Here is a 20,883-nt window from a genome sequence, read left to right on the forward strand (position 1 = left end):
GGTAATGATTTATGAAATACAGGTTTCATGACTGTTTTGCTGCGGGTGCACAGCCAGCGGCGCACTGGCGTCCTTCCTGACGCTGACCCACGAGGGAAACTGGCGCAAAAAGCTGGTTTCGCCGCCGCCACAGGCAGCAAAAAGCCCGGCTGGGCCGGGCTTTTTGCATGGCGTGCGTTCAAGCACGGTCATCATTCTTCTTGTGCGGCGATATCTGCCTTGACCTTTTCCATGTCGAGATCACGCAGAGCCTTGATCAGCTCTTCCAGTTGTGCCGGCATCATCGCGCCAGCCTGGTTGAACACGATGATGCCGTCCTTGAGAGCCATCAGTGTGGGAATGGAGCGGATCTGGAAATGGCCAGCCAGTTCTTGTTCTTCTTCGGTATTGATTTTGCCGAACACGATATCAGTGTGCTTGAGCGCAGCCGCTTCAAAGGTAGGGCCAAACATTTTGCAGGGGCCACACCATTCGGCCCAGAAATCCAGAATGACGATGCCGCCCTTGTCGACGGTTTCATTGAAACTGCTGCCGGTGATATTGATGGTGGCCATGCTGCGCTCCTTGCCGGTAACCGGCATGTATATATAGGTGGTAGCAGCAAGATGGGATGCGTGCTGGCTTTTACAAGAGCAGTGCGCCGGTTTGTGGCGGGTTCAGGCAGAAAAAAAGCTCACTGTTGTGAGCCTTCATCTTCTGCCGGCGGTATTACAAGCAACATTTGCGGTAGCTATCACGCTCCATCTGACAGATTTCCACGCAAAGCTGGGTACCTGCGGGGCCTTGAATCTGTTGTTGCAAGACGGGTAGCAGGCTGTCGGACAGTTGCTGGCGTGTGGGCAGGTCGCGACCGCTCAGGATATGGAGTTGCAGGTGCACGAACGGAGCGCTACCCGGAGTGGTGCCAGTGAGCCAGTCTTGCAGCAGGATGGCCCGGCTTTTGATGTCTTCTGCCTGGAACTGGCCGCTAGCCAGTAATGCCTGATTGATGGCTAGCAAGGTGGCGGGGACATCCAGCTGCAGTCCACTGCTGTATTGCATGATGACTTGCGGCATATCAGCTGGCTTTCTTTTTCAGTTGGTAACACTGGTGAATCTTGCGGTTGCGGAAGTCTTCCGGCACGGACTGCCCGCTGATGTCGCGGATGTGGTAGTCCTCGGCCAGGCGTTCGTCCAGCACGAAGCTGCGCAGATTATTGGAGAAGTACAGGGTACCGCCCGGTGCCAGCAGCGCCATGGCGTAGTCGATCAGCCAGACGTGGTCGCGCTGGACGTCCAGAATGTCCTGCATTTTCTTGGAATTGGAGAAGGTGGGTGGGTCCATCACGATGAGGTCGAACTGCTTGCCCTCGTCCACGGCTTGTTCCAGATACTGGAATACATCGGCACGTACCAGTTGATGGCGGGCGAGGTCCAATCCGTTCAACTCGAAGTTGCGGCGCGACCAGTCCTGATAGGTATTGGACATGTCGACAGTTTCCGAGCTGACGGCACCACCAGCACCGGCGTAGACTGTGAAGCTGCCGGTATAGGCAAACAGATTGAGAAAGCGCTTGCCCGCGGCTTCTTCACGCACGCGTTTGCGGGTGTTGCGGTGATCCAGAAACAGGCCGGTATCCAGATAGGCATCCAGATTGACGATGAAGCGCTGGCCGAACTCCTGCACGATGAAGTCATCGCCCAGCTTGCCCACTTTTTCGTACTGGCTGACGCCCTTCTGGCGACGGCGGCTTTTCAGGGTGATGGCGGATTCATCGCGGCCGGTGACTACGGCGATGGCTGCGATGATGGCGGCTATCCATTGCTGATAGACAGCGTCTTCCATTTCCCAGCCGGTGTCGTACTCCTGCAGATGCACCCGCTCACCGTACAGGTCTACCGCCAGCGGAAACTGCGGTACGTCCTTGTCGTAGACACGCCAGGCATCCAGCCCCTGACGGGAGGCCCACTTGGCGTAGTGCTTGTAATTTTTCTGCAGCCGGTTGGCAAAGGCGGAGACATCGACCATAACATTCCTTGGCGACAGCAGCCGGTGTGGCACTGCCGGGTAATTCATTCGGACAAAAACAAAACGCGCGCCAGCATAAGCGACCGGCGCGCGCATCAGCAAGTCCTGCCTGACCGCCTACTCAGGCTGGTACATGGCGATCAGCTTGCGGTAGACCGGCTCGGGCAGATACTGGCGAATCATGTTCTGCCAGCCGCGCGGGCCGACCAGCCCCTTGACCATGGTGGACGACACCTCGGCATATTCCCGCGGTGGCAGCAGGAAAATGGTGGTGATGTCCGGATGCAGGTCGGAGTTGATGTAACGCATGGTGCGTTCGTATTCGTAGTCGCTGGCGGTGCGAATACCGCGAATGATGTAGTTGGCACCAATGCTCTGGGCGTAATTCACCAGAAACTGGTTTTCGAACACATCTACCCGCAGCTTGTTGAAACCACGGGTGACGGCACGCAGCATGTCGACGCGCTCGTCCACACTGAAGGTACAGTGCTTTTCCGGGTTCACGCCGACTGCCACGATGAGTTCGTCGAACAGCTCTACGGCTTCGCGAATCATCCACAAGTGACCGTTGGTGACCGGGTCGAAACTTCCGGCATACACGGCTCTTTTCACTTCTCGTTTTCCTTTGGATGTGTGTGCCATGGCGACTGTATCGTGCAGTGGTGGGAGGGTAAAGGCATTTTTGTTGCGCTGCGCCAAAAATGCGGCATAACAGTAGGGTTTTGCGTCATTTACATCATGATTGCAGAACATTCTGGTGCAAGAAGCAAGAAAGGCCGACAAAAAGCCGGCCTTCAGCAGTAAAACTGCACCGGAATGGGTCAGCTATTGATGTTTTCCACATGATGGCAAGCCACCATGCGTTCATCCAGCGCACGCAGTTCCGGCACTTCCTGCTGGCAACGCTCGTTGGCAAACGGGCAGCGCTTGTGGAAGGTGCAGCCGGACGGCGGATTCAGCGGGCTGGGCAATTCGCCATGGATCTTGATCTTGACGCGCCTGTCTTCCGGGTGAATGGAAGGTGTGGCCGACAACAGCGCCTGGGTATAAGGATGCAGCGGTCGGGAATAGATCTTTTCCTTGGCTCCCACTTCCACCGCACGGCCCAGATACATCACCATCAGATCGTCCGCCACATGTTCCACCACCGCCAGGTTGTGCGAGATGAATACATAGGCGGTGTTGAACTCTTCCTGCAGATCCATGAACAGATTGAGTACCTGAGCCTGGATGGAAACGTCCAGTGCCGAGGTGGGTTCGTCTGCCACCACGATCTTGGGGTTGAGCATCATGGCGCGGGCAATGGCGATACGCTGGCGCTGGCCACCGGAGAACATGTGCGGGTAGCGGTAGTAATGTTCCGGACGCAAACCGACCCGCGTCATCATGGCGCGCACGCGCTCCTCACGCTCGCTGGCGGACAGGCTGGTATTGATGTCCAGCGGCTCGCCCAGCTGGGTGCCGATCTTCTGGCGCGGGTTGAGCGAGGCGTAGGGGTTCTGGAATACCATCTGCACCTTGGTGCGCATGGCTTTCAGTTCGGCCTTGCTGGCTGTGGCGGCATCCTGCCCGTCCAGCAGCAGCGAACCGGAAGTCGGCGGCTCGATCAGCGTCAGCTGGCGGGCCAGCGTGGACTTGCCACAGCCGGATTCGCCCACCACTGCCAGCGTCTTGCCGGCTTGCAATTCAAACGATACGCCGTTCAGCGCCTTCACCTGCGCAGCCGGCTTGAGAAAACCCTGGGCCACATCGTAATAACGGGTGAGGTCCCGTGCCTGCAATACGGTACTCATCATGCCTCCTTGGCCGTAATCGGGTAGTGGCAGCGTACAACGCCACCGTCAATGGCGGTCAGGCCCGGTCGCTGGGCCTTGCACTTGTCCTGGACATAGGGACAGCGCGGAGACAACAGGCAGCCGCTTGGCCGGTCGTACTGTCCCGGCACGATGCCAGGCAGGGTGGACAGGCGGTGCGCGCCCTTGCTGTGTTCCGGAATGGACTTGAGCAAGGCCTCGGTATACGGATGATTCGGGGTGCGGAAAATACCCGGCACCTTGGCCATTTCCGCCACTTGCCCTGCATACATTACCGCCACCTTGTGCGCCACTTCGGCCACCACGGCCAGGTCATGGGTAATCATGATCAGAGCCATGTTCTGGCTTTTCTGCAGATTGACCAGCAAGTCCATGATTTGCGCCTGGATGGTTACGTCCAGCGCGGTAGTGGGCTCATCGGCAATCAGCAGCTTGGGATTACAGGCAATGGCCATGGCTATCACCACGCGCTGGCTCATGCCACCGGACAACTGGTGCGGGTAGGCATTCAGCCGGCTGGCCGCCGCCGGGATTTCCACCATTTCCATCAGTTCCAGCGCACGTTGCTTCAGTGCGGCACCACGCAGGCCCTGGTGGATCTTCAGCACTTCCATGATCTGGTAACCCACGGTGTAACTGGGGTTGAGCGAGGTCATCGGGTCCTGGAAGATCATGGCGATATCCTTGCCGACAATCTTGCGACGCTCGCGCGCCGAGATGGTGAGCAGGTTCTTGCCATCAAATTGCAGGGTATCGGCCACGATGCGGCCCTGCCCTTCCAGCAGGCCCATCATGGCCATCATGGTGACTGACTTGCCCGAACCGGATTCGCCGACGATGCCGACGATTTCGCCCTGATTGACGCTCAGGTCCAGTCCTTCCACTGCGCGGAAGGGATTTTTTTCCGAACCGAACTCCACCGAGAGGTTCTTGATTTCCAGCAGACTCATACTTCCCTCCTCAGGCGGCGCGCTTCAGTTTCGGGTCCAGCGCATCGCGCAGGCCGTCACCCATCAGGTTGATGGCCAGTACCGACAGCAAAATGGTGAGACCAGGCAGCGACACCACCCACCAGGCACGTTCGATGTAATCACGGGCCGAGGCCAGCATGGTGCCCCACTCCGGCGTAGGCGGTTGCACGCCCAGGCCCAGAAAGCCCAGGGCGGCAATTTCCAGAATGGCCGAGGAGAAGCTCATGGTGGCATGCACGATCAAGGGAGCCATGCAGTTGGGCAGCACGGTGTTGAACATCAGACGGAACAGGCCGGCACCGGACACGCGCGAAGCGGTGACGTAGTCGCGGTTCAGTTCGGTCATGGCCGAGGCACGCGTCAGCCGTACATAGGCAGGCAGGGACACCGTGGCAATGGCAATCATGGCATTGAGCAGGCCCGGCCCCAGGATGGCCATGATGGCCACCGCCAGCAGCAGGGACGGCAAGGCCATCATGATGTCCATCACCCGCATGATCACCCCGCCCAGCACCTTGGGAAAGAAGGCCGCCAGCAGGCCCAGCACCACGCCCGGCACCATGGCCAGCAGCACCGAGCACAGGCCGATGAACAGCGACAGGCGTGCGCCATAAATCAGACGCGACAGGATGTCGCGGCCCAGCTCATCGGTACCCAGCAGGAAGGCACTGGAGCCACCATCCAGCCAGGCCGGCGGCGTCAGCAGGTGATCGCGGTATTGCTCGATGGGGCTGTACGGTGCCACCAGCGGGGCCAGCACGGCACACAGCACCACGATGCTCATGAAGATCAGGCCGGCAACCGCGCCCTTGTTATAGGAAAAGCCCTGCCAGAACTCCTTGAGTGGCGAGGGATAGTTGACTGCCGCATCTTCAGCGGGCACGGCAGCGTTCTGCATGTTTGCATTAGTCATGACGATACCTGCAAGCGTTATTTGGCGTGACGGATGCGCGGGTTGGCAACACCGTACAGAATGTCCACGATGAAGTTGGTGATGATCACCAGCGTGGCCACGATCAGGATGCCGTTCTGCACCACCGGGTAGTCACGGCGGCTGATGGCGTCGATCAGCCACTTGCCGATACCGGGCCAGGAGAAGATGGTTTCGGTCAGCACCGCACCACCCATCAGCGTGCCCACTTGCAGGCCGATCACCGTCAGCACCGGAATCAGCGCATTGCGCAGGGTGTGGACAAAAATCACCCGCGCCGGGGACAGGCCCTTGGCCCGTGCGGTACGCACATAGTCTTCACGCAGCACTTCCAGCATGGAAGAACGGGTCATCCGTGCAATCACCGCCAGCGGAATGGTACCCAGCACGATGGCCGGCAGGATCAGATGCATCAGCGCATCCTTGAAGGCACCGGCATTGGCGGACGGATCGGCCGCTTCGGCCAGCCAGGTGTCGATCAGCATGAAACCGGTGCGCGGCGTGATGTCAAAGGCCAGATCCAGCCGCCCGGAAACCGGCGTCCAGCCCAGTTTGACCGAGAAGAACATGATGAGGATCAGGCCCCACCAGAAAATCGGCATGGAAAAGCCGGTGAGCGAAATGCCCATCACGCCATGGTCAAAAATGGAGCCACGCTTGATGGCGGCAATCACCCCGGCCAGCAGACCGAACACCACGGCAAAAACCATGGCGGCCAGTGCCAGTTCCAGCGTGGCGGGGAACAGGGTTTTGAACTCGGTCCACACGCTGGTTTTGGTCACCAGCGACTCACCCAGATTGCCATGCAGCAAATTGCCGATGTAATCGACATACTGCGCGTACAGCGGCTTGTCCAGCCCCAGGCGGTGCATGGCATCTGCATGCATTTGCGGGTCGAGTGTGCGCTCACCCACCATGACTTCCACCGGGTCGCCGGGGATCATGCGGATAAGGCCGAAGGTGAGCAAGGTAATGCCGAAGAACGTGGGAATCAGCAAACCCAGTCTGCGGAAAATGAAAGACAACATACGTACTTCTCCCGTGTATCCGGCCTGCTTTACAGCATGGCAGACGGACACCTTTATTTCAGACCCAGATCGTGGATGGGAATGTCATGAAAACCGGCAAGGAAAAAGCAGCAGGACAGCAGAAGGGAAGCGTGGAGGTGTCGGGCCGAAGACGCCAGCTGAACCACCCACCTACATCAGCTACGCCTTCGCCGCGACGGAGTGAACGATATCACCCGGCGGCAAGCATGCCTTTGATGCAGGTCAAGCCTGTCGCCATGTGGTGATGGCGCAAGACTGTATCACTTCCGGTATGTACTGCCGATGCTGCATGGCCAGCCCTGCCGGCGCCACCGCTCTTGTTCTGATGACAGGATACGGTAGTGTTTCATGCAAAACATCGGGGGCTTGCGCCCCCGATGCCAAAGACCTCCTGGCAAGGAGGTCGGACTTGCTTACTTGACGCTGACGCCGTAGAAGGAGTTCAGGCCGAACGGGCTGACCTTGAAGCCAACCACCGACTTGGACATCGGCTGTACCACGGTGGAGTGGGCAATGGTGGTGAAAGGCAGCTGCTGTTTGTAGATTTCCTGTGCCTTCATGTACAGCTTGGTGCGCTCGGCCACATTGGTGGTGCGCTTGGCTTTTTGCAGCAGGTCTTCAAACGGCTTGTAGCACCACTTGGCAAAGTTGTTGCCGTTCATGGCTTCGCAGCCCAGCTGGGTGCCCAGCCAGTTGTCCGGATCACCGTTGTCACCGGTCCAGCCAATCAGCATGGCATCGTGCTCGCCAGCCTTGGCGCGCTTGATGTACTCACCCCATTCGTAGGTGGTGATCTTGGCCTTGACGCCGATCTTGGCCCAGTCAGCCTGTACCATTTCGGCCATCAGCTTGGCATTGGGGTTGTACGGACGCTGTACCGGCATCGCCCACAGGGTGATATCGAAGCCGTTCGGGTAGCCAGCCTTGGCCAGCAGGGCCTTGGCTTTTTCCACGCTGTACGGCGCATCCTTCAGGCTCTTGTTGTAGGACCACTGGGTCGGCGGCATCGGGTTGGTGGCAGCCTGGCCAGCACCCTGATACACCGCGTCGATGATGGCTTTCTTGTTGACAGCCATGTCCAGCGCCTGACGCACTTCCAGTTTTTCCAGCGGCTTGTGCTTCACGTTGTAGGCCAGGTAGCCCAGGTTGAAGCCGGCTTGGGAAATCACGTTCAGCTTGCTGTCGGCCTTCATCGCGGCGATATCGGTCGGACGCGGGTAAGCGGTAATCTGGCACTCGCCAGCCTTCAGCTTCTGGTAGCGCACGGACGGGTCGGTGGTGATGGCAAACACCAGGTTATCCACTTTCGGGCCATCCGCCTTGTCCCAGTACTGCTTGTTGGCAGCAAAGCGGATCTGGGAATCCTTCTGGTAGCGCTTGAAAATGAAGGGGCCGGTACCAACCGGTTGCTGGTTGATCAGCTGCGGGGTGCCTGCCTTCAACAGCTTGTCGGCATATTCGGCCGACTGGATGGAGGCAAAGCTCATCGCCAGGTTCTGCAGGAAAGCCGCGTCGATGCTCTTCAAGGTGAACTTGACGGTATTGGCATCCAGCTTTTCCACCTTGGTGATGTTCTCATCCATGCCCATATCGGTGAAATACGGGAATTCGGTCGGATAAGCCTTGCGGAAGGCGTTGTTCTTGTTGAGCATGCGGTCGAAGGTGAACACCACGTCGTCCGCATTGAAGTCGCGCGTCGGCTTGAAGTAGTCAGTGGTCTGAATCTTCACGCCCTTGCGCAGATGGAAGGTGTAGGACAGGCCATCGGCAGCCACATCCCATTTCTCAGCCAAGCCCGGTACCACCTTGGTACCGCCGCGCTGGAATTGTACCAGGCGGTTGAATACGGTTTCGGCAGAGGCATCAAAGTCGGTACCCGTGGTGTACTGACCCGGGTCGAAACCCGCCGGGCTGCCCTCGGAGCAATATACGAGCGTTCCTGCAGCTTGTGCAGCCATCGAGGCCGAGGCGATCAGGCCGGCGGCCAGCAGCATTTTCTTTGCAGCTTGCATTGTTTTTCCTTTTCCTTGTGTACGACTTTGTGTCTTGTTCGATCTTCTGTATCTCACAGCAAACCTTGTGGGTCTGCATTGGTGGAATACATTAGGCAGAGAGGTCTGGTTTGACAAGCATCCTGCCTCATTTTCGCTTTTATGCTTCCTGAGGCAGGCCGACAAGGGCAAAAACTAGCACTTTTTAACCACAATACTGCCCACCGAGTAGCCCGCGCCAAAGGACGAAATCACGCCGACATTACCTTTGCTCATACCAGCTCGTCGCAAATGGAATGCGATGATGGAACCGGCCGAGCTGGTATTGGCGTAGCGGTCCAGAATGACCGGGGCTTCCTGCTCGGTGGCATCACGCCCCAGCACGCGACGGGCTATCAGCTGATTCATCGCCAGATTGGCCTGATGCAGCCAGAAGCGGCTGACCTGCTGCGGCTGGATATCCAGGCTTTCCAGATGCTGCACGATATGCTCGCCCACCATCGGACATACTTCCTTGAATACCTTGCGGCCCTGCTGCACAAACAGTTTGTCGACCTGACCAATCCCCTGCTCGTCACAACGGTTCAAAAAGCCGAAGTTATTGCGGATATTGTTGGAAAACACGGTAGCCAGACGGGTACCCAGAATCTCGAACTGCTCGGACGAGGTGGCCGATTCGGCAGCTTCCAGCACCAGCGCGGTGCAGGCATCACCAAAAATGAAATGGCTGTCGCGGTCGCGGAAGTTGAGGTGGGCCGAGCAGATTTCCGGGCTGATCACCAGCACGGCGCGCGCCTGGCCGCTCTGGATGGCATTCACCGCAGTCTGGATGCCGAAGGTAGCAGACGAGCAGGCCACATTCATATCGAAGGCATAGCCCTGCACGCCCAGCGCCTGCTGGATTTCAATGGACACCGCCGGGTAGGGACGCTGCATGTTGGAGCATGCCACCAGCACCATGTCGATATCAGCAGCGGTCTTGCCAGCCTGCGCCAGCGCGGCCGTAGCCGCGGCAACGCCCATCTCTGCCTGGATGGACAACACATCATTGCTGCGCTCGGGCAGGTAAGGCGTCATGCGCGCCGGGTCCAGCACCCCGTCCTTGTCCATCAGGAAACGCTGCTTGATGCCGGATGCCTTCTCGATGAATTCAGCACTGGACTCGGCCAGCGCCGCCACGGTTCCGGCGGTAATTTCAGCCGCATGTGCCGCATTCCAGCTGGCAACATATTGATTGAAGGCGACGACCAGTTCTTCGTTGCTGACAGCGTGCGGCGGCGTGAACAAGCCGGAGCCGCTGATGACCACTTTCTTCATTTCCCTGTCTCTCTCTGACAAAGACACCGCCAGTGGCAAGTGACCGGCACTGCGCGCGTGCCAGCGCACACCAATGTCCACATGCAACAGGCGGTACCTGTGATGGCACCCATGTAAACGGGCGTTTGCTTGAATGATACACCAAGCTGCGCGCTGCCCTGCAATTAAAGCCCCCGGCTCTTGATAAACCTAGTAAAATGCTCAACTTTGCCTTTGTCCAGCTGCTTCTGGCCCGACGCATGCAGCATGTTTCTGTCCGCTTGGCGCACAACAGATGCGCGATTAATAGTTGACAAAATTAGTCGGGAATTGGGTATAATCAGCTTAACCACCCACCGGAGTAAAAAACATGCGTCTCACTACCAAAGGCCGCTTTGCGGTTACCGCCATGCTGGACCTGGCCATGCGTGAAGCCAATGGCCCGGTAACCCTGGCCGGCATCAGCGAGCGCCAGAGCATTTCCCTTTCCTACCTGGAACAGTTGTTCGGCAAACTGCGCCGTTCCGAACTGGTAGACAGCGTACGCGGCCCTGGCGGCGGTTATACCCTGGCTCGCATCCCTGCCGATATTTCCGTGGCCGACATCATTGCCGCCGTGGACGAGCCGGTTGATGCCACCCAGTGCGGCGGCCGCGAAAACTGTCACGACAATCACCGCTGCATGACCCACGACTTGTGGACCAACCTGAACGCCACCATTTTCGACTACCTGGCCAAGGTCACCCTGGGCAGCCTGGTTGAAAAGCAGCGCGCCAAGGAAGCAGCGGCCAAAGAAAACAATGTAATGCAGGACAAGCGCGAAAGCAGCCCCCGTATGACTGCCTCCGCCTCCAGCGCACTGTAAGCGCACCGCATCCCCGGAGAATTGATAATGAGTCAGCTCAAGCTTCCCATCTACCTCGACTATTCCGCTACTACCCCGGTTGATCCCCGTGTTGCCGCCAAGATGATTCCCTATCTGACCGAGCAGTTCGGCAACCCGGCCTCGCGTAGCCACAGCTTTGGCTGGACGGCGGAAGAGGCGGTAGAGAATGCGCGGGCAGAAGTGGCCAAGCTTTTGAATGCCGACCCCAAGGAAATTGTCTGGACCTCCGGTGCCACCGAGTCTGACAACCTGGCCATCAAGGGCGCCGCCCAGTTCTACAAGAGCAAGGGCAAGCACATCATCACCGTCAAGACCGAACACAAGGCGGTGCTGGATACCTGTCGCGAGCTGGAACGCCAGGGCTTCGAGGTGACTTATCTGGGGGTGCAGGAAAACGGCCTGATCGACATTGAAGAATTCAAGGCGGCCATCCGTCCGGACACCATTCTGGTGTCGGTGATGTACGTCAACAATGAAATCGGCGTGATCCAGGACATTCCGCAAATCGGCGAAATCTGCCGTGAAAAAGGCATCATCTTCCACGTGGACGCCACTCAGGCACCGGGCAAGGTGAAGATGGACATGAATGTGCTGAAAGTGGACCTGATGAGCCTGTCGGCCCACAAGGCCTACGGTCCCAAGGGTATCGGTGCACTGTATGTGCGTCGCAAGCCGCGCGTCCGTCTGGAAGCCCAGATGCACGGCGGTGGCCATGAGCGCGGTTTCCGCTCCGGCACCCTGCCGACGCACCAGATTGTCGGCATGGGCGAAGCCTTCCGCCTGGCCCGTGAAGAAATGGACAGCGAGAGCGAACGCATCCGCATGCTGCGTGACCGCCTGTGGAACGGCATCAAGGACATGGAAGAGGTGTACATCAACGGCGACATCGACCAGCGTGTACCGCACAACCTCAATGTCAGCTTCAACTTTGTTGAAGGTGAAAGCCTGATCATGGCCATCAAGGACCTGGCGGTTTCCAGCGGTTCGGCCTGTACCTCGGCTTCGCTGGAGCCGTCCTACGTGCTGCGCGCCCTGGGCCGCAACGACGAAATGGCACACAGCTCCATCCGCTTTACCCTGGGCCGCTTCACCACCGAAGAAGAAATCGACTTCGCCATTGCGCTGTTGAAAGATAAAATCGGCAAATTGCGCGAACTGTCCCCGCTGTGGGAAATGTTCAAGGAAGGCGTCGACCTGAATTCGGTACAGTGGGCCGCCCACTGAACTATCAATGATTTTGCGGGAGTAACTGGCTCAGGATAGCCGGGCTCCCGCCAGCAGGAGAGAGAGTCATGGCATACAGCGACAAACTGATGGATCACTACGAAAACCCGCGTAACGTGGGCTCGTTCGAAAAGGGTGATGATAGCGTCGGTACCGGCATGGTGGGCGCACCGGCCTGTGGCGACGTGATGAAGCTGCAGATCAAGGTAAACGCCGATGGCGTGATTGAAGACGCCAAGTTCAAGACCTACGGCTGCGGCTCGGCCATTGCCTCGTCTTCCCTGGTGACCGAATGGGTCAAGGGCAAGTCGCTGGATGAAGCCATGGCCATCAAGAACACCGCCATTGCCGAAGAACTGGCCCTGCCGCCGGTAAAGATTCACTGCTCCATCCTGGCAGAAGACGCCATCAAGGCCGCAGTGAGCGACTACAAGCAAAAACACGGCAAGTAAGGAGCTTCGGACATGGCCATCACCCTTTCTGCTAGTGCAGCCAATCACGTCAGCCAGTTCATTGCCAAACGTGGCAAGGGCCTGGGCATCCGTCTGGGGGTGAAAACCTCCGGCTGCTCCGGCATGGCTTACAAGCTGGAGTTTGTTGATGCCGCCACCGATGACGACATCACCTTCGAAAGCCATGGCGTGACGGTATTCACCGATGCCAAAAGCCTGGCCTACCTGGATGGCACCGAACTGGACTACACCAAGGAAGGGCTGAACGAAGGCTTCAAGTTCAACAACCCCAACGTCAAGAACGAATGTGGTTGTGGCGAAAGCTTCAACGTCTGATTGCCAGACTAGCCCACCTGCGCCGGGCTGCCACCAGTGGCGGCCCGGTTGTCACCCTGCAGTCCCGTAGCCCAAGGCCATGACTACCGAATTTTCCCAGGACTTCTTTCAGCTGTTCGGCCTGCCGCGCCGCTTTGTGCTGGATAGCCAGCAACTCGAACAATCCTGGCGCGCCGCCGCCGCCGCCGTCCATCCAGACCGTTACGCCAGCAGCCCCGATGCGGAAAAACGCATGGCGCTGATGCAGGCCACCCGGGTGAACGAAGCCTATCAAACCCTGAAAAGCCCGCTGCGCCGCGCCCGCTACCTGCTGGCCCTGCAAGGCCGCGACACCCAGGAAGAAACCAACACCAGCATGCCGGTGGATTTCCTGATGGCACAAATGGAATGGCGCGAAAACATTGAAGAAGCGCAGGGCGACAGCAATGTCGAGGCACTGGAAGCCCTGTCCGCCAGCTTGCGCCAGGAAAACCGCACGCTGGTAGCGGAACTGGCCAGCGCACTGGATGAAGCGGGCGATTTGGACGCCGCCGCCCTGATGGTGCGAAAATTGCGCTTTCTGGAAAAACTGGACCAGGAAATCGGCGACGCCATTGAAACCCTGCTGGGCTGAACCGCCATCCCTGTGCACCTGATGTTAACGCTCACGCGACAACAATAAAGATTCCGTCATGGCTCTACTACAAATCGCAGAACCCGGCCTGTCCGCCGCCCCTCACCAGCATCGACTTGCTGTCGGGATAGACCTTGGCACCACCAACTCACTGGTGGCCACGGTAAGGAGTGGTTCTGCCACCGTACTGTCCGATGAATTCGGCCGCAGCCTGCTGCCCTCCGTGGTGCGTTACCAGGATGATGGCTCGGTCACTGTGGGCTATGACGCCCAGCGCCAGCAGAACCATGACCCGCACAATACCATCACCTCGGTAAAACGCTTCATGGGCCGTGGCCTGTCCGACATCAAGGACGCCGGCAGCCTGCCCTACCGTTTTGTCGACGCCCCCGGTATGGTGCAACTGCATACCGCCGCCGGGGTGAAAAGCCCGGTTGAAGTTTCTGCCGATATCCTGCGCGCGCTCACCCTGCGTGCCGAAGCCAGCCTGGGGGGCGAGTTGACCGGCGCAGTGATTACCGTCCCGGCTTATTTTGACGACGCCCAGCGGCAGGCCACCAAGGATGCAGCCCGCCTCGCCGGCCTGACCGTACTGCGCCTGCTGAACGAACCTACTGCCGCCGCCATTGCCTACGGGCTGGATAACGGTGCCGAAGGCACTTATGTGGTGTACGACCTGGGCGGTGGCACTTTCGACATTTCCATCCTCAAACTCACCCGTGGCGTGTTTGAAGTGCTGGCCACCAGCGGCGACTCGGCGCTGGGCGGCGACGACTTCGACCACCGCGTGTATTGCTGGATTCTGGAACAGGCCGACCTGCACGGCCTGTCGGCTCAGGACACCCGTCTGCTGCTGACCCGCGCCCGCGAGGCCAAGGAAGCGCTGACCGAACACAGCGACACCCGCATCACCGCCATTTTGTCCGATGGCCATGCCATCGACCTGACGCTGGATCAGGATACCTTCCGCCGCATCACCAAAACCCTGGTGGACAAAACCCTGCTGCCGGTCCGCAAGGCACTGCGCGACGCCGACATCACAGCCGACGACGTCAAGGGCGTGGTGATGGTGGGCGGTGCCACCCGCATGCCGCACATCCAGAAAGCCGTGGCTGATTTCTTTGGCCAGCCACCGCTGACCAATCTTGACCCGGACAAGGTGGTGGCACTGGGTGCCGCCATCCAGGCCAATGTGCTGGCCGGTAACAAGGGCGAGGACGAATGGCTGCTGCTGGACGTGATTCCGCTGTCGCTGGGCATCGAAACCATGGGCGGCCTGACCGAAAAGATCATCCCGCGCAACAGCACCATCCCGGTAGCGCGGGCGCAGGAGTTTACCACCTTCAAGGATGGCCAGACCGCCATGTCCATCCATGTGCTGCAAGGTGAGCGCGAACTGGTGGCTGACTGCCGCAGTCTGGCGCAATTCGTGCTGCGCGGCATTCCGCCCATGGTGGCCGGTGCCGCCCGCATCCGCATTACCTTCCAGGTTGATGCAGACGGCCTGCTGGCAGTATCTGCCCGCGAAATGACCAGCGGTGTGGAAGCCAGCATCGAAGTCAAACCGTCCTACGGCCTGTCCGACGACGCCATCAGCCAGATGCTGAGCGACTCGCTTGCCCATGTGCAGGACGATATCGAGGCACGCAAGCTGCGCGAGGCCATTGTCGATGCAGACAGCCTGCGCGATGCCACCCTCACCGCCTTGCAGATTGACGGCGACCTGCTGTCCGCCGACGAAACCACCGCCATCCGCCTGGTGCTGGACGAACTGCAAGCCGCCGTCGCCAGCCAGACCACGCTGGCGGTCAACCAGGCCACCCATCGCCTGAACAAGGCCACCGAAGACTTTGCCGCCCGCCGCATGGACCGCAACATCCAGCGCGCACTCAAGGGCCAGAACATTGCCGAGCTATAAGGACAACCCATGCCACGCCTGATTGTGCTGCCCCACGCCGACCTCTGCCCCGAAGGCGCGGTGATCGACGACGCCGAAACCGGCAAGAACATCTGTGAAGTACTGCTGGAACACGATATCGAAATCGAACACGCCTGCGAGCTGTCCTGTGCCTGCACCACCTGTCACTGCATCGTGCGTGAAGGTTTCGATTCGCTGAACGAAGCGGACGAGCTGGAAGAAGACATGCTGGACAAGGCCTGGGGGCTGGAAGCTCAGTCCCGCCTGTCTTGCCAGGCTGTGATCGGCGAGGAAGACCTGGTGGTGGAGATTCCGCGCTACACCATCAACCACGCCCGCGAACATCACTAAGACCCCCGCCTCCGGCAAGCTGGATCAAACCCGTTGCCGGACGGAGCTTGCAGGAGAACACAATGAAATGGACCGACGTTAACGACATCGCCATCGAACTGGTGGAAACCTACCCCGATGTCGACCCCAAGACCGTGCGCTTTGTCGACCTGCACAACTGGGTTGTGGCGCTGCCCGACTTCAACGACGACCACAGCCGTGGCGGCGAGCGCGTGCTGGAGGCCATCCAGCAAGCCTGGATCGACGAGGCCGAATAAGCGCCGCGCCATGTAACACCGATACCGCAAAGCCCGGCCATGCCGGGCTTATTCATTGCCCCACGCCACTCCCCACTCCCCACTCCCCGCAACCCACTCCCCGTCACGCTGGCTGCCCATGACAGCCTGCTATAAGATGGTTCATCCCCCTACCCTGCCGCCATGTCCTGGTGGTGCCGTCATGGAGTCTGAACCATGTTTACCCTGATCATCGGCAACAAAAACCTTTCATCCTGGTCGCTGCGTCCCTGGCTGGTACTGAAAATGCTGGGCGAACCTTTCGAAGAAAAACACATCGACCTCACCGCCAGCGACAGCAAGGCCCGCATTCTGGCCTGCAACCCGGCCGGCAAGGTTCCGCTGCTGATCGACCAGCAACTGCGCATCACCGACAGCCTGGCTATCTGCGAATACCTGGCCGACTGTTTCCCGGCCGCCGGGCTGTGGCCGGATGACATCGCCAGCCGTGCCGTGGCGCGCTCTGCCGTGGCGGAAATGCACAGCGGCTTTCAGGCCTTGCGCAGCGAGCTGCCGATGAATGTCTGTGCCGACAACGCAGGCTTTGCACCCAGCGCAGCCGCCCAGGCAGACATCGACCGCATCATCAGCCTGTGGGAAGGCCTGCGTCAGCAAAACCAGCATAACGGCCCCTTCCTGTTTGGCCACTTCACCATTGCCGACGCCTTCTTCGCCCCGGTAGTGTGGCGCTTTGTCAGCTACCATGTCGCGCTTGGCGGCCATGCTGCCGACTATGTCAGACACATGCAGCAACTGCCGGCCATGCAGGAATGGCATGCTGCAGCCAGGGCGGAAGCACAATAGGCCGGAAATGCCGCATTTCTGATGGAACAACGCGCCATAACTCATTAGAATGGCGCGTTTTTTTCATGCCTTCGCGCAGCAAGAGGTTCACAGCATGACTACCCCGTTCATCATTGGCGTTGCCGGCGGCAGCGGCAGCGGCAAGACCACGGTCACCGCCAAGGTACTGGAAACCGTAGGCCCGGACATGGCGGCAGTCATCGTGCAGGACTACTACTACCGGGACCAGGCCCATCTCACCTTCGAACAGCGCCTCGCCACCAATTACGATCACCCGCATGCCTTCGACTGGCCCTTGCTGATCGAGCACATTGAAGACTTGCTGGCCGGGCGTGCCATTGACATGCCGGTGTATGACTTCACCAATCACACCCGCGCCGCCGAAACCATTACGGTGAAACCGGCACCGGTCATCGTGATCGAGGGTTTGTTCCCGCTGTACGATGCCGCGCTGCGCGACATGATGTCGCTGAAAATCTTCGTGGATACCGACCCGGACGTACGCTTCATCCGCCGACTGCAACGTGATATCCGTGAGCGTGGCCGCACAGTAGACCATGTGATCGAACACTATCTGGCCACCGTACGCCCCATGCACAATCAGTTCATCGAACCGACCAAACGTTTTGCCGATGTGATTCTGCCGCACGGTGCCAACGACCCGGCGGTGGACATCATCACCACCAAGGTAGCCAGTCTGATCAACAGTTAACAGGCACTAACAAAATCCCTGCTGCTGGCCCTGCCAGAAGGACAGTACGATCTTTGTAGCCGCTCCAGGTGCCGACCTTCCATCCATTTCGGGGTGGTGAATGCCGGGCTGTCATCGCCAACGGTGACAGTCACCACCCACTGCATGCGGCAATGCAACAATCTCCTCCTCACCTGCCGTCACGCCCTCTGCTGCCGTTTCCCTGCCTCTCGCACCTCGTGGCCCAGCCCCTTTAGCTTTTCGTAAAAAAGATCCGCTTTTTCAATGACTCATCACGCCATCGCATAGCCTTTGCATGGATAAGCAGTAGTTTCACCTGTCGGGAAGGGCTGGAAGGTACATCCTTTTGGCCAGATGCCAGTCCCGCCTGCTTGCTGGAAAGTCTCTCCTCCTGCCGTGCGCAATCATGCAGCACCCGGTACTTATCCACAGCGAGCCGTACGCTGGCCAGTCCGCCAGTACCACCCCGAGCCACGCCTCACTCGCTGTGTTTTTTCAAAGCAATGGCGAGGAGAACCCCCATGGCAGCGCATCCACTGCGGGAAAAGCCGCTTAACACAGCTACCAAAGGCCTGGGCCACAGCCCGGACGCCTGCACCTTGCAAGAAGTTGCCAGCCTGGGCTGGAACATCCTGCGCGAAGAAGTCAGCCTGCCGGTTGCCGTATTACGCCAGAGCCGCATTCAGCACAATCTGCGCTGGATGCAGGACTTCATGCAGCGCTATGGCGTAAAACTGGCCCCGCATGGCAAAACCACCATGAGCCCGGCGCTGTTCCACCTGCAGCTGGAGCACGGTGCATGGGGCATCACCCTGGCCACCGCCCCCCAGGTACAGGCCGCCTGGCAGCATGGCATCCGCCGCATACTGCTGGCCAATCAACTGGTGGGCAAGGGCAATATGGGCATCATTGCCCGCCTGCAACAGGCAGACCCGGATTTCAGCTTCTGCTGCATTGTCGATTCTGCCGCCAACGTTGATGCACTCGGTGAATACTTTGCGGCCAGCGGCCAGCAACTGCGCATCCTGCTGGAATACGGCGTAGAAGGCGGTCGCACCGGCATCCGCTCCCCGCAACAGGAAGAAGCCGTGCTGGCAGCCATCGCCCGCTGGCCGCAATCGCTCCGTCTGGTCGGTGTGGAAATCTACGAAGGCGTACTGCAACAGGAAGCGGATATCCGTGCCTTTTTGCAATCGGTGCTGGCCAGAACCCGCGAACACGCCGCCCGCGGCCTGTTTGCCGAAGAAAACATCATTCTGAGTGGTGCCGGTTCTGCCTGGTACGACGTGGTGGCGGATGAGTTTTCCGGCTTCAACCCGGGCAAGCCGGTGGACATCCTGCTGCGACCGGGCTGCTACCTGACCCACGATGTCGGCATCTACCGTCAGGCCGAGCAACGCATCCAGAGCCAGAACCCCATCGCCCGTGACATGGGCAGCAGCCTGCTGCCGGCATTGCAGTTATGGGCCTATGTGCAATCGGTGCCGGAACAAGGCCGCGCCATCATTGCACTGGGCAAGCGTGATGCAGCCTTTGACGCCGGGCTGCCGCAGGTATCGCTGCATTTCCGTCCCGGACGGGACCAGGCGCCGCAGGAAGCGCCCGCCGACTGGATCGTCGCCAGCATGATGGACCAGCACGCCTTCATGCGCATTCCCGCTGATGCCGACCTGCAGGTGGGCGACATGCTCGCTTTCGAAATATCCCACCCCTGCCTCACCTTCGACAAATGGCGCCAGCTGCTGCTGGTGGATGACCAGCTGAATGTCAACGGCGTGGTGGAAACCCTGTTCTGACACCAATAAAGACCGCCCCCGCCCAAGCGGGAGGCGGCATTGCCCCTGCACCACTAAGGAGAAGTACATGACCCCAGTTCTGGGCAGCCAGTTGCTGCTGTATGCCGCCATCGCCATCATTGCGCTGGTGGTACTGATCGCCCGCTACCGCATCAACCCGTTCATTGTGCTGACCGTGGTTTCCATCGGTCTGGCCCTGGCTGCACAAATGCCGGCCAAGGACATCATGGCCGCCTATGAAACCGGTGTAGGCAAAACCCTGGGCCATATCGCGCTGGTGGTAGCATTAGGCACCATGCTGGGCAAGATGATGGCCGAGTCCGGCGGTGCCGAACGCATTGCGCTGACGCTGATCGACAAATTCGGCGAAAAGAACGCGCACTGGGCCATGGTGTGCATCGCCTTTGTCTGCGGCCTGCCGCTGTTTTTTGAAGTGGGCTTTGTCCTGCTGATTCCGATTGCCTTCACCGTAGCCAAGCGCGCCGGTGTCTCCATGCTGCTGGTCGGCCTGCCCATGGTGGCCGGTTTGTCAGTGGTGCATGGCCTGGTGCCGCCGCACCCAGCCGCCATGCTGGCAGTGGGCGAATATGGCGCACAGGTTGGCAAGACGGTGTTCTACGCCATCATCGTCGGTGTACCCACTGCCATCATCGCCGGCCCCTTGTTTGCCAAGTTCATTGCACCGCATATCCAGCTGCCTGCGGAAAACCCCATCGCACTGCAATTTACCGAGCGCGAAGCCGCACCGCGTGAGCTGCCCGGTTTTGGCATCACCATTTTCACCATCTTGCTGCCGGTATTCCTGATGTTGCTGGGCGGCTGGGCCAATGTGCTGACCGAAAAAGGCAGTGCCATGAACGGCCTGCTGCAATTCATCGGCAACTCGGTAATCGCCTTGCTGCTGGCCACGCTGGTGAGCTTCTGGACGCTGGGTCTGGCCCGTGGCTTCAGCCGTGACGACATTCTCAAATTCACCAATGAATGCCTGGCCCCTACTGCGGCCATCACCTTGCTGGTGGGTGCAGGTGGCGGCCTTAACCGCATCCTGATTGAAACCGGTGTCACCAAGGAAATCATCGCCTTGTCGGCCGAATTCCAGCTCTCCCCCTTGCTGCTGGGCTGGCTGCTGGCCGTGCTGATGCGCGTGGCAACCGGTTCTGCCACCGTGGCCATGACCACCGCTGCCGGCATTGTCGCCCCCATCGCCATGGCCAGCGGCTACCCGCACCCGGAACTGCTGGTGCTGGCCACCGGTGCAGGATCACTGATTCTGTCCCACGTCAACGATGGCGGCTTCTGGCTGGTGAAAGAGTATTTCAACATGACCGTGGTGCAGACCCTGAAAACCTGGACCGTGCTGGAAACACTGATTTCCGTGGTTGCCTTTGTGCTGACCCTGGGCTTGGCCCAAGTCCTCTGAGCAACCTCGTCTTGCACCGGTTGGCAACAAAACCGC

23 protein-coding genes are annotated in these 20,883 nt (G+C 59.4%); 13 read left to right on the plus strand and 10 right to left on the minus strand.

Annotation, left to right across the window (positions count from 1 at the left end):
* Positions 1-191: 191 nt before the first annotated feature.
* The 4 genes from trxA to coaD all read right to left on the minus strand — a co-directional run bounded on the left by trxA (position 192) and on the right by coaD (position 2,650).
* Positions 192-554, minus strand: coding sequence for a thioredoxin (gene trxA, locus JHD62_RS16240; RefSeq protein ID WP_045848204.1), 363 nt, complete (start codon positions 552-554; stop codon positions 192-194).
* A gap of 154 nt (positions 555-708) precedes the next feature.
* Positions 709-1,041 carry a 5-carboxymethyl-2-hydroxymuconate Delta-isomerase gene (locus JHD62_RS16245; protein WP_199103782.1) on the minus strand — a complete coding sequence of 111 codons (333 nt, stop codon included), beginning with the start codon at positions 1,039-1,041 and terminating at the stop codon, positions 709-711.
* A gap of 16 nt (positions 1,042-1,057) precedes the next feature.
* Positions 1,058-2,008, minus strand: a complete 951-nt coding sequence (locus JHD62_RS16250) for a class I SAM-dependent methyltransferase (RefSeq protein ID WP_199103783.1) — start codon at positions 2,006-2,008, stop codon at positions 1,058-1,060.
* Positions 2,009-2,125: 117 nt separating this feature from the next.
* Complete coding sequence (coaD, locus tag JHD62_RS16255) at positions 2,126-2,650, minus strand: pantetheine-phosphate adenylyltransferase (protein ID WP_199103784.1); 525 nt, start codon at positions 2,648-2,650, stop codon at positions 2,126-2,128.
* A 12-nt stretch (positions 2,651-2,662) separates the two neighbouring features.
* On the opposite strand from coaD, the gene JHD62_RS16260 reads away from it, so the two are divergent.
* Positions 2,663-2,812, plus strand: coding sequence for a hypothetical protein (locus JHD62_RS16260; protein ID WP_199103785.1), 150 nt, complete (start codon positions 2,663-2,665; stop codon positions 2,810-2,812).
* 17 nt (positions 2,813-2,829) lie between these two features.
* Here the strand turns inward: JHD62_RS16260 and JHD62_RS16265 are convergent, their stop codons facing one another.
* The 6 genes from JHD62_RS16265 to JHD62_RS16290 all read right to left on the minus strand — a co-directional run bounded on the left by JHD62_RS16265 (position 2,830) and on the right by JHD62_RS16290 (position 10,081).
* Positions 2,830-3,801, minus strand: a complete 972-nt coding sequence (locus JHD62_RS16265; protein WP_199103786.1) for a peptide ABC transporter ATP-binding protein — start codon at positions 3,799-3,801, stop codon at positions 2,830-2,832.
* Positions 3,801-4,772 (minus strand): ABC transporter ATP-binding protein, encoded by a 972-nt coding sequence (locus tag JHD62_RS16270; protein ID WP_199103787.1) that lies wholly within the window; start codon positions 4,770-4,772, stop codon positions 3,801-3,803. The genes JHD62_RS16265 and JHD62_RS16270 overlap by 1 nt, the downstream gene beginning before the upstream one ends.
* A gap of 10 nt (positions 4,773-4,782) precedes the next feature.
* Positions 4,783-5,706, minus strand: coding sequence for an ABC transporter permease subunit (locus JHD62_RS16275; protein WP_193394093.1), 924 nt, complete (start codon positions 5,704-5,706; stop codon positions 4,783-4,785).
* 17 nt (positions 5,707-5,723) lie between these two features.
* Entirely contained in the window at positions 5,724-6,752 is a 1,029-nt protein-coding gene (locus tag JHD62_RS16280) for an ABC transporter permease subunit (RefSeq protein WP_199103788.1), read from the minus strand.
* Positions 6,753-7,186: 434 nt separating this feature from the next.
* On the minus strand, positions 7,187-8,785 hold the full coding sequence (locus tag JHD62_RS16285; RefSeq protein WP_199103789.1) for an ABC transporter substrate-binding protein: 1,599 nt from the start codon (positions 8,783-8,785) through the stop codon (positions 7,187-7,189).
* A 174-nt stretch (positions 8,786-8,959) separates the two neighbouring features.
* On the minus strand, positions 8,960-10,081 hold the full coding sequence (locus JHD62_RS16290; protein WP_199103801.1) for a beta-ketoacyl-ACP synthase III: 1,122 nt from the start codon (positions 10,079-10,081) through the stop codon (positions 8,960-8,962).
* A gap of 349 nt (positions 10,082-10,430) precedes the next feature.
* Here JHD62_RS16290 and iscR point away from each other — a divergent pair, with 349 nt between their 5' ends.
* The 12 genes from iscR to JHD62_RS16350 all read left to right on the plus strand — a co-directional run bounded on the left by iscR (position 10,431) and on the right by JHD62_RS16350 (position 20,847).
* Entirely contained in the window at positions 10,431-10,925 is a 495-nt protein-coding gene (iscR, locus tag JHD62_RS16295; protein ID WP_045848180.1) for a Fe-S cluster assembly transcriptional regulator IscR, read from the plus strand.
* Between the two features lie 27 nt (positions 10,926-10,952).
* Positions 10,953-12,170 (plus strand): IscS subfamily cysteine desulfurase, encoded by a 1,218-nt coding sequence (locus tag JHD62_RS16300; protein ID WP_045848181.1) that lies wholly within the window; start codon positions 10,953-10,955, stop codon positions 12,168-12,170.
* 68 nt (positions 12,171-12,238) lie between these two features.
* Positions 12,239-12,622 carry a Fe-S cluster assembly scaffold IscU gene (gene iscU / locus JHD62_RS16305; RefSeq protein WP_059286360.1) on the plus strand — a complete coding sequence of 128 codons (384 nt, stop codon included), beginning with the start codon at positions 12,239-12,241 and terminating at the stop codon, positions 12,620-12,622.
* Between the two features lie 12 nt (positions 12,623-12,634).
* Complete coding sequence (iscA, locus tag JHD62_RS16310) at positions 12,635-12,958, plus strand: iron-sulfur cluster assembly protein IscA (protein ID WP_045848183.1); 324 nt, start codon at positions 12,635-12,637, stop codon at positions 12,956-12,958.
* A gap of 79 nt (positions 12,959-13,037) precedes the next feature.
* Entirely contained in the window at positions 13,038-13,571 is a 534-nt protein-coding gene (gene hscB / locus JHD62_RS16315; protein ID WP_199103790.1) for a Fe-S protein assembly co-chaperone HscB, read from the plus strand.
* 58 nt (positions 13,572-13,629) lie between these two features.
* The gene (hscA, locus tag JHD62_RS16320; protein WP_199103791.1) at positions 13,630-15,489 is read left to right on the plus strand and encodes a Fe-S protein assembly chaperone HscA; all 1,860 of its coding nucleotides are present in this window, start codon (positions 13,630-13,632) and stop codon (positions 15,487-15,489) included.
* A 9-nt stretch (positions 15,490-15,498) separates the two neighbouring features.
* Positions 15,499-15,840 carry an ISC system 2Fe-2S type ferredoxin gene (gene fdx, locus JHD62_RS16325; protein ID WP_045848186.1) on the plus strand — a complete coding sequence of 114 codons (342 nt, stop codon included), beginning with the start codon at positions 15,499-15,501 and terminating at the stop codon, positions 15,838-15,840.
* Between the two features lie 62 nt (positions 15,841-15,902).
* Positions 15,903-16,097, plus strand: a complete 195-nt coding sequence (gene iscX / locus JHD62_RS16330; protein ID WP_045848187.1) for a Fe-S cluster assembly protein IscX — start codon at positions 15,903-15,905, stop codon at positions 16,095-16,097.
* Between the two features lie 195 nt (positions 16,098-16,292).
* Positions 16,293-16,919, plus strand: a complete 627-nt coding sequence (locus tag JHD62_RS16335; RefSeq protein ID WP_199103792.1) for a glutathione S-transferase family protein — start codon at positions 16,293-16,295, stop codon at positions 16,917-16,919.
* A 94-nt stretch (positions 16,920-17,013) separates the two neighbouring features.
* Complete coding sequence (udk, locus tag JHD62_RS16340) at positions 17,014-17,631, plus strand: uridine kinase (RefSeq protein WP_199103793.1); 618 nt, start codon at positions 17,014-17,016, stop codon at positions 17,629-17,631.
* A 521-nt stretch (positions 17,632-18,152) separates the two neighbouring features.
* On the plus strand, positions 18,153-19,427 hold the full coding sequence (locus JHD62_RS16345; RefSeq protein WP_199103794.1) for an amino acid deaminase: 1,275 nt from the start codon (positions 18,153-18,155) through the stop codon (positions 19,425-19,427).
* 67 nt (positions 19,428-19,494) lie between these two features.
* Positions 19,495-20,847: a gluconate:H+ symporter gene (locus JHD62_RS16350; RefSeq protein ID WP_045848190.1), complete on the plus strand. Its 1,353-nt coding sequence runs from the start codon at positions 19,495-19,497 to the stop codon at positions 20,845-20,847.
* The last annotated feature ends 36 nt before the right edge of the window (positions 20,848-20,883 follow it).

The organism is Aquitalea sp. ASV11 (assembly GCF_016429185.1).
Classification (GTDB): Bacteria; Pseudomonadota; Gammaproteobacteria; order Burkholderiales; family Chromobacteriaceae; genus Aquitalea; species Aquitalea pelogenes.

Excerpts from the sequence above, each read along its gene's own strand:
- JHD62_RS16250 (WP_199103783.1), bottom strand. The coding sequence starts at position 2,008 with ATGGTCGATGTCTCCGCCTTTGCCAACCGGCTGCAGAAAAATTACAAG.
- JHD62_RS16285 (WP_199103789.1), bottom strand. The coding sequence starts at position 8,785 with ATGCAAGCTGCAAAGAAAATGCTGCTGGCCGCCGGCCTGATCGCCTCG.
- trxA (WP_045848204.1), bottom strand. The coding sequence starts at position 554 with ATGGCCACCATCAATATCACCGGCAGCAGTTTCAATGAAACCGTCGAC.
- fdx (WP_045848186.1), top strand. The coding sequence starts at position 15,499 with ATGCCACGCCTGATTGTGCTGCCCCACGCCGACCTCTGCCCCGAAGGC.
- udk (WP_199103793.1), top strand. The coding sequence starts at position 17,014 with ATGACTACCCCGTTCATCATTGGCGTTGCCGGCGGCAGCGGCAGCGGC.
- JHD62_RS16245 (WP_199103782.1), bottom strand. The coding sequence starts at position 1,041 with ATGCAATACAGCAGTGGACTGCAGCTGGATGTCCCCGCCACCTTGCTA.
- iscR (WP_045848180.1), top strand. The coding sequence starts at position 10,431 with ATGCGTCTCACTACCAAAGGCCGCTTTGCGGTTACCGCCATGCTGGAC.
- JHD62_RS16345 (WP_199103794.1), top strand. The coding sequence starts at position 18,153 with ATGGCAGCGCATCCACTGCGGGAAAAGCCGCTTAACACAGCTACCAAA.
- JHD62_RS16280 (WP_199103788.1), bottom strand. The coding sequence starts at position 6,752 with ATGTTGTCTTTCATTTTCCGCAGACTGGGTTTGCTGATTCCCACGTTC.
- JHD62_RS16290 (WP_199103801.1), bottom strand. The coding sequence starts at position 10,081 with ATGAAGAAAGTGGTCATCAGCGGCTCCGGCTTGTTCACGCCGCCGCAC.
- JHD62_RS16300 (WP_045848181.1), top strand. The coding sequence starts at position 10,953 with ATGAGTCAGCTCAAGCTTCCCATCTACCTCGACTATTCCGCTACTACC.
- JHD62_RS16275 (WP_193394093.1), bottom strand. The coding sequence starts at position 5,706 with ATGACTAATGCAAACATGCAGAACGCTGCCGTGCCCGCTGAAGATGCG.
- iscA (WP_045848183.1), top strand. The coding sequence starts at position 12,635 with ATGGCCATCACCCTTTCTGCTAGTGCAGCCAATCACGTCAGCCAGTTC.
- iscU (WP_059286360.1), top strand. The coding sequence starts at position 12,239 with ATGGCATACAGCGACAAACTGATGGATCACTACGAAAACCCGCGTAAC.
- JHD62_RS16335 (WP_199103792.1), top strand. The coding sequence starts at position 16,293 with ATGTTTACCCTGATCATCGGCAACAAAAACCTTTCATCCTGGTCGCTG.
- coaD (WP_199103784.1), bottom strand. The coding sequence starts at position 2,650 with ATGGCACACACATCCAAAGGAAAACGAGAAGTGAAAAGAGCCGTGTAT.
- hscB (WP_199103790.1), top strand. The coding sequence starts at position 13,038 with ATGACTACCGAATTTTCCCAGGACTTCTTTCAGCTGTTCGGCCTGCCG.
- hscA (WP_199103791.1), top strand. The coding sequence starts at position 13,630 with ATGGCTCTACTACAAATCGCAGAACCCGGCCTGTCCGCCGCCCCTCAC.
- JHD62_RS16270 (WP_199103787.1), bottom strand. The coding sequence starts at position 4,772 with ATGAGTCTGCTGGAAATCAAGAACCTCTCGGTGGAGTTCGGTTCGGAA.
- iscX (WP_045848187.1), top strand. The coding sequence starts at position 15,903 with ATGAAATGGACCGACGTTAACGACATCGCCATCGAACTGGTGGAAACC.
- JHD62_RS16265 (WP_199103786.1), bottom strand. The coding sequence starts at position 3,801 with ATGAGTACCGTATTGCAGGCACGGGACCTCACCCGTTATTACGATGTG.
- JHD62_RS16350 (WP_045848190.1), top strand. The coding sequence starts at position 19,495 with ATGACCCCAGTTCTGGGCAGCCAGTTGCTGCTGTATGCCGCCATCGCC.